8 protein-coding genes are annotated in these 6,749 nt (G+C 69.8%); 6 read left to right on the top strand and 2 right to left on the bottom strand.

Features of this window, described 5'->3' with window-relative positions:
• Positions 1-479: methyl-accepting chemotaxis protein (locus FV222_RS14105; RefSeq protein WP_147814740.1), on the bottom strand; the 479-nt coding region annotated here is incomplete at its 3' end.
• A gap of 143 nt (positions 480-622) precedes the next feature.
• Entirely contained in the window at positions 623-1,183 is a 561-nt protein-coding gene (locus tag FV222_RS14100; protein ID WP_147752677.1) for a TetR/AcrR family transcriptional regulator, read from the bottom strand.
• A 173-nt stretch (positions 1,184-1,356) separates the two neighbouring features.
• On the opposite strand from FV222_RS14100, the gene FV222_RS14095 reads away from it, so the two are divergent.
• The 6 genes from FV222_RS14095 to FV222_RS14065 form a co-directional block, all read left to right on the top strand.
• The gene (locus FV222_RS14095) at positions 1,357-2,289 is read left to right on the top strand and encodes a quinoprotein relay system zinc metallohydrolase 2 (protein WP_147764542.1); all 933 of its coding nucleotides are present in this window, start codon (positions 1,357-1,359) and stop codon (positions 2,287-2,289) included.
• Positions 2,290-2,330: 41 nt separating this feature from the next.
• The gene (locus FV222_RS14090) at positions 2,331-3,164 is read left to right on the top strand and encodes a quinoprotein dehydrogenase-associated SoxYZ-like carrier (protein ID WP_147764530.1); all 834 of its coding nucleotides are present in this window, start codon (positions 2,331-2,333) and stop codon (positions 3,162-3,164) included.
• Positions 3,164-3,769: a rhodanese-like domain-containing protein gene (locus FV222_RS14085; RefSeq protein ID WP_147764531.1), complete on the top strand. Its 606-nt coding sequence runs from the start codon at positions 3,164-3,166 to the stop codon at positions 3,767-3,769. Before FV222_RS14090 ends, FV222_RS14085 begins: the two co-directional genes overlap by 1 nt.
• Before the next feature lie 457 nt (positions 3,770-4,226).
• Entirely contained in the window at positions 4,227-5,051 is an 825-nt protein-coding gene (panB, locus tag FV222_RS14075) for a 3-methyl-2-oxobutanoate hydroxymethyltransferase (RefSeq protein WP_147764533.1), read from the top strand.
• A gap of 102 nt (positions 5,052-5,153) precedes the next feature.
• Complete coding sequence (locus tag FV222_RS14070) at positions 5,154-5,390, top strand: hypothetical protein (protein WP_147764534.1); 237 nt, start codon at positions 5,154-5,156, stop codon at positions 5,388-5,390.
• Between the two features lie 104 nt (positions 5,391-5,494).
• Positions 5,495-6,749, top strand: a 1,255-nt coding sequence (locus FV222_RS14065; protein WP_147814742.1) for an MBOAT family O-acyltransferase, incomplete at its 3' end; no start/stop codon positions are given.

Here is a 6,749-nt window from a genome sequence, read left to right as displayed (position 1 = left end):
GGGTCGGGCTCGGCGACGCAGGCGACCACGGCGGCGTCCGTCGCCCACCAGCGCACGTCGCAGGTGCGTTCGTAGAGGTTGCGGTCGGTCAGCTCGATCGCGTTCAGCGCGAGGTCGACCATGCGCTCGCCCCGCGCCTGGACGGCCATCGCTCCGACGGTGCGACCGAGCTCGTCGATATGCCCCGAAAGCTGCGTCTCCAATTCGCGGGCGAGGGTCTCGATCTCGGCGCCGATCCCGCGAACCTCCTGCGCCACCACGGAGAACCCCCTGCCGTGCTCCCCGGCGTGGGCGGCCTCGATCAGCGCGTTCAGCGCCAGGATCTTGGCCTGGGCGGTGATCTGGTGGATGCGGCCGATCTTCTCGTGCGCGACCCGGCCGACGCCTGCGGTCAGCGCCGAAATCGTCGCGAGCGTCGGAGCCGACGCGGCGGGCTCGGTTCGCTGTGGGCCGACGATCTTCGAGGCGGCAACGGACATCGGGTTCGGCTCACATCGGGCGACGTGATTTTATGCCTATCCTTGCATGGTAAAGAAGACTTGAATCTGCGGGGCGTCTCGACAGTCGTCGTCAGACGGTCGGCGGCAAGCCGATTTCATCGAGCACGCGACGCGGATCGGCGTCAGCGCAGGCGCTCGGTGAGCGCCGTCAGCGTTCCGGCAAAAGCGTCCGGCCCGCCGAGCAGGCGTTCCAGCAGCAGAGCCCCTTCGAGCGTCGCCACCACCAGCCGGGCGTGAGTCGCGGGATCGAGGTCGGGGCGGATGCTTCCGTCCGCCGCGCCGTCGCGAAACACCTGCTCCAGCCAGGACACGTGGCGGGCGAAGAACGCGACGACGTCGGCGCGCAGGCGTTCGGGCAGCGCGTCCCCCTCGGTGGCCAGCGCCGCGCACAGGCAGCCGAGGCCCTGCTCGACGCCGCCGAGGTAGAGCCGCCCGTAGGCCGCGATCCGGTCGATCCCGGCCGGGTGCGCGCTCAGGATCTCGGCCAGCGCCGCGTCGTAGCGCTCGCCGTAGGCCGCCACCAGCGCCGCGCCGAGATCGTCCTTGGTGCGGAAGTGATGGTGGATGCTGGCCTTGCGGATGCCGACCGCCTCGGCGAGGTCGGCGTAGCTGAAGCCCGACCAGCCGCGCCCGCGCACCAGCGTCTCGGCCTGGATCAGCAACTCGGTGCGGGTGTCTCGCATCGTGGGGTCGAACGCCGTGTCGAAAGCGCGCCGCCGGCCGGCGCCTCCCGCCGTCTTGCCACTTGACGACCGAGAAATCTACCTACTAGATGGTTGGAAGAATAATTCAGGGAGACCGGCATGCCGGGAACGGTCCAGCGCCACGCCGAAGCGAGCCGCGAAGGGTGCGCCCGATGAAGGCCGTGCTGTCGCGCCGCGCCGCCTTGTTCGGCGGGTTCTGCCTGTGCTGCCTGCCGAAGCCGGGGTTCTCCGCCGCCTCCTTCGCGATGGAGGAAGTCGGCCCCGGCATCTTCATGCGCCGCGGGCCGAACGCCGACGCGACGCCCGAGAACGACGACGCCATCGCCAACATCGGCTTCGTCGTCGGCCGGGACGGCGTGCTCGTCACCGAATCCGGCGGCAGCCTCGCCGACGGGCAATGGCTTCGCGCCGAGATCGTGAAGCGCACGTCGAAGCCGATTCGGCACGTGGTCATCACGCACGTCCACCCCGACCATTGCTTCGGCGCCGCCGCCTTCATGGCCGACAAGCCCAACGTCATCGGCCATGCGCGCCTGCGGGAAGCCCTCGACGCGCGGGGCGACTACTATCGCCAGCGCCTGGTCGACATCCTCGGCGCCGACAAGGCCGGCAGCGTCGTCTACCCGACGCAGGAGGTGAAGGACGGCGCCGAGGTCGACCTCGGCGACCGCAAACTGCGCTTCACCGCGCATGCGACCGCCCACACCTCGTGCGACCTCTCGATGGTCGACAGCGCCAGCGGCCTGCTGTTCACCGGCGACCTGCTTTCGGTCGGGCGCATCCCGTCGCTCGACGGCAACCTCAACGGCTGGCTGAAGGAGGTCGAGGGCCTGCGGGCCTCGGGCGCGACCCGCGCCGTCCCCGGCCACGGCCCGGTCTCCGTCGATCTGGCGCCCGGCCTCGACGCGCTGTCCCGCTACCTGACCACGCTGCGCGACGAGACCCGCAAGGCCATCGCCGCCGATGTGTCGATCGAGAAGGCGGTCCGGACCGTCGCGCAATCCGAGCGCGGACGGTGGGACCTGTTCGACAGCTACAACGGCCGCAACGTCACCGAGGCCTACAAGGAGCTCGAGTGGGAATGAGGCTCGAGCCGATTTATCTCTCATCCGACCGGAGGAACGCCATGAAGCCCGCCCTTTCTTTGATCCTGAGCCTCGGCCTGTCGGTCGCCATCCTCGCCGGCCCCGCCGTCCGTGGGCCGGTCCTGGCGGCCGGCGCCTCGGACACCGACGCCGAGCGCACGGCGCGCTGGCAGGAGATCGCCAAGTCGGTGTTCGGCGACCGCAAGATCCAGCCGACCGACACGCTGATCCAGATCGACGCGCCGAACCGCGCGATGGACGCGGCGCTGGTGCCGATCACCCTGACCATGCCCGAGAAGGACAAGATCAAGGCGGTGCACTTCGTCATCGACGACAACCCGTCGCCCTATGCCGCGCACTTCACCTTCGGCCCGGCCGGCGACCCGAGCGAGTTGAAGCTCCGGGTGCGCGTCAACAACTACACCAACGTCCACGCCGTCGCCGAGACGAAGGACGGCGGCCTCTACGAGGCGGTGAAGTTCGTGAAGGCCTCCGGGGGCTGCTCGGCCCCGATGGGCATGAGCGACGAGGAGGCGATGAAGGGCATGGGCGACATGCGGATGAAGTTCTCGGGCGAGGCGCAGGCCGGCAAGCCGATCGAGGCGACGCTGATGATCCGCCACCCGAACTTCTCGGGCATGCAGATGAACCAGGTGACCCGCGACTACACGCCGGCACGCTACATCAACAAGCTCGTCGTCACCGCCGGCGACAAGGTGGTCTTCACCATGGACGGGGACATCTCGATCGCCTCGAACCCGGTGATCAACTTCGGTCTGGTGCCGGAGCCGGGCAAGCCGATCAAGGTCGCGGCCTCCGACAGCCAGGGCGGCAGCTGGGAGCATAGCTTCAACGCGCCGAGCCCGAGCAACTGATGCGCGCGGGCCGGGACCATCGCCTGATCCGCCTCGCCACGGTGTTTCTGGCCGCGGGATTCCTCGCGGCCGCGCCGGCCGACTCGCCGGTGAACGTGCCGGAGCCGGCGGGCCTGCACGAGGGCGTCCAGCAGGGCTACACCCCCAAGACCTTGAGCGGTGCCGTCGTGATCGACATCGCCGGACTCGACGCGCTCATGGCGAAGGCGCCGGTGCTGATCGACGTCGCGCTCGCCGACCGCAAGCCGGCGAACTTCCCGGCCGACCGGCCCTGGCTGCCGGCCCACCGCTCCGTCCCCGGTGCCGTCTGGATGCCGAACGCGGGCGCGGCACCGCTCGCGGCCGAACGCGAGGCGTTGTTCCTGAAGCGGGTCGCGGCGCTGACCGGCGGCGACAAGGGGAAGCCCATCGTCATCTTCTGCCATCCCGATTGCTGGGGCAGCTGGAACGCCGGCAAGCGCCTGGTCCAGCAGGGCTACACCGCCGTGCACTGGTTCCCCGACGGGATCGAGGGCTGGCAGGACAAGCACGACACCGCTGTGATCCGGCAGGATGCGGAATGGGCGGCCGACCCTGCGGCAGGGGAGCGGTCCTCCGCCCGCTGAACCGCGGGGATCACGACGCGGCGCCGCTTCGATGGAGCCCGATCGTTCTGACGCATCCCCGTATCGGTCGGCTCGGCAGGCGCGCATCCCCTCTGCCCGCACGCGGCGAGAGGGCTTCGTCGACCGTGTCGTCGACAAAGCGAGGCGGCAGCCGAAGGTGAGGGGGACCCGACGGAAGAGCCCCATCCGGCACCTCCCCCTCACCGCCGCTTCGGCTTCGCCTCTCGCTTCCCGGCTGCACGACGAGGTGCAGCCGGGCCTCTCCCCGCGGGCGGGGAGAGGGGAACCCCCCGCTTCATCCGCCGCGATGTGTGAACGCGTGAGCCGGTCGAAGAGCACCGCGAGCGGGATTCCTGTCGCGCGGCAGCCTATATGAGGGACGTGCAGGCGTTCCCGATCTGCATCGCGTTCCGGTCCGTTCCCGACGGCCGCGCCAAGACAAACGGAGTTCGAGGCCATGTCGCAGGTCGTGCAATCGCGGCGCGTGATGGCGGTGGATCTCGCCAAGCGGAAGGCCGAAGGGCGCAAGATCATCGCGCTCACCGCCTACCATGCCCACACCGCCAGCATCCTCGATCCGTATTGCGACTTCATCCTGGTCGGCGACTCGCTCGGCATGGTGATGCACGGCATGGAATCGACCCTGCCGGTCACCCTGGAGATGATGATCCTCCAGGCTCAGGCGGTGATCCGCGGCACCTCCCAGGCCCTCGTGGTCGTCGACATGCCGTTCGGGTCCTACGAGGCCTCGCGCGAGCAGGCCTTCCTGAACGCCGCGCGTGTGCTGAAGGAGACCGGCGCCGGCGCGATCAAGATGGAGGGCGGCGCGCGATTCGCCGACACCGTCGCGTTCCTGACCCAGCGCGGCATCCCGGTGATGGGCCATATCGGCCTGACGCCGCAATCGGTGAACACCATGGGCGGCTTTCGCGTGCAGGGCCGTGGGCCGGACGGCGAGCGCATCCTGATGGAGGATGCCCGCGCGATCAGCGAGGCCGGCGCGTTCGCGATCGTGCTGGAGGGCATCGTCGAGCCCGTGGCCAACGCCATCGCGCTGTCGCCGACGGTGACCGCCCCGACGATCGGCATCGGCGCGTCCGCGGCCTGCGACGGCCAGATCCTGGTGCTCGAGGACATGCTCGGTTTGAGCGACAAGGCGCCGAAGTTCGTCAAGAGCTTCGGCTCGCTGCGCGCCCACATCGAGGAGGCGGTGCGCACCTACGCCGACGAAGTCCGCTCCGGACGCTTTCCCGCCGCAGACCACACCTATGCTGCGCGCTGAGGGCGTCGTTCACCCTGTCGATGACTTTAATCCTCGGTAGCGCCTACCGAGCGATCGATAGGCCCTGTTCGTGCGTTACTCTCCGGAACAATCGGAGACAGCATGGACGCGCGCTGCATCACCCTGAACAACGAGGCCGTTCGCATCGGATCGGAGCGGCTGCTCAGCCATCTCCGGCGCGAGGGGCTCAACTACGACCTGTGGGTCACGGGCTCGGATTCCGGGAGCACGGTGCACCTGCGGGTCGACCAACTCACCGACAGCCTCGACAGCCGGATCCGCGCCGTGCTGGTCGGAACGGCCACCACCCTCGACCTCGCGACCCGTCCGGGGGCTTGAGGCGCCGCCGCATCGATTGACGCGATCCGGCCGATCCCCGACAAGGCGGCCGCCCGACGGCACGACCGCCCGTCGCGGTGTCCCCCGCCGCGCCGCCCTGGCCGATGCTGTTCAACTCCTTCGTCTTCCTCCTCGTCTTCCTCCCTGCGGCGCTCGCGCTGCACGCCCTCGTCGAGCGTCGTCGGCCGGGCTGGCGGCTGCCGCTGCTCGTGCTGCTGTCGTTCGTGTTCTACGGCTGGTGGGACGTGCGGTTCGTGCCGCTGCTGCTCGGCTCGATCCTGGCGAACTGGCTCGTCGCCCGCGCCTTCGTCCGGCCGCCGGCCCGCTGGCTGATCCCGGCGGCGATCGCCGCCAACCTCGCCGTGCTGGCCCTGTTCAAGTACCTCGACTTCTTCGCCGACCTCGCCAGCCTGGTTCCAGGCGTCGAGGCGCCGCGGCTCGGCTGGGTGCTGCCGCTGGGGATCTCGTTCTTCACCTTCCACCACATCATGTACCTGACCGACCTGCGGGCCGGCCGCGCGCCCGCCTTCGGGCTGACCAAGTACGCGCTCTACATCGCCTTCTTCCCGCAGGTTCTCGCCGGCCCGCTCGTGCGCTGGAGCGAGATCATGCACCAGTTCGACGAGCGCCCCTACGCGCGCCCGGACGCGGCGGAGCGGATCGGGCGCGGCCTGATGCTGCTCGTCGCCGGCCTGTCGAAGAAGGTGTTCTTCGGCGATCCGCTCGCCGGCTACGTCAACCCGGTGTTCCAGGCCGCCGCCGCCGGCAAGGCGGTGACGATGGCGGAGGCTTGGCAGGCGACCCTGGGGTTCACCTTCCAGATCTACTTCGACTTCTCCGGCTACACCGACATGGCGCTCGGCATCGCGCTGCTGTTCGGGCTGGTGCTGCCGCAGAACTTCGACGTGCCGTACCGGTCGGCGTCGCTGCGCGAGTTCTGGCGGCGCTGGCACATGACCCTGTCGCGGTTCCTGCGCGACTACCTCTACATCCCCCTCGGCGGCAACCGCCGCGGCCTCGCGATCCAGGTCGGCGCCCTGTTCGCCACGATGACGCTGGGCGGCCTCTGGCACGGGGCCGGGCTGACCTTCGTCGCCTGGGGGGCGCTGCACGGGGCCGGCCTCGGCGCGGGCATCCTGTTCCGCCGGGCGAGCCTGCGGCTGCCAAGCCTGATCGGTTGGGCGCTGACGTTCCTGTTCGTCGCGCTGACCTGGGTGCTGTTCCGCGCCACCAGCTTCGATGCGGCGCTGATCGTGTTCAAGGGCCTGTTCGGCTTCGGCCCCGCGGGCACCGGCTTCAAGTGGCGGACGATCGCGGTGGCGGCCGCCGTGGCGACGGTCGGGCCGAGCGCCTGGGCGG

Origin of the sequence: Methylobacterium sp. WL103, assembly GCF_008039885.1 — a bacterium.
In the GTDB taxonomy this organism is placed as follows: domain Bacteria; phylum Pseudomonadota; class Alphaproteobacteria; order Rhizobiales; family Beijerinckiaceae; genus Methylobacterium; species Methylobacterium cerastii.
Note: the sequence above shows the minus strand (reverse complement) of the source record. Positions and strands in the feature narration are given on the sequence as shown.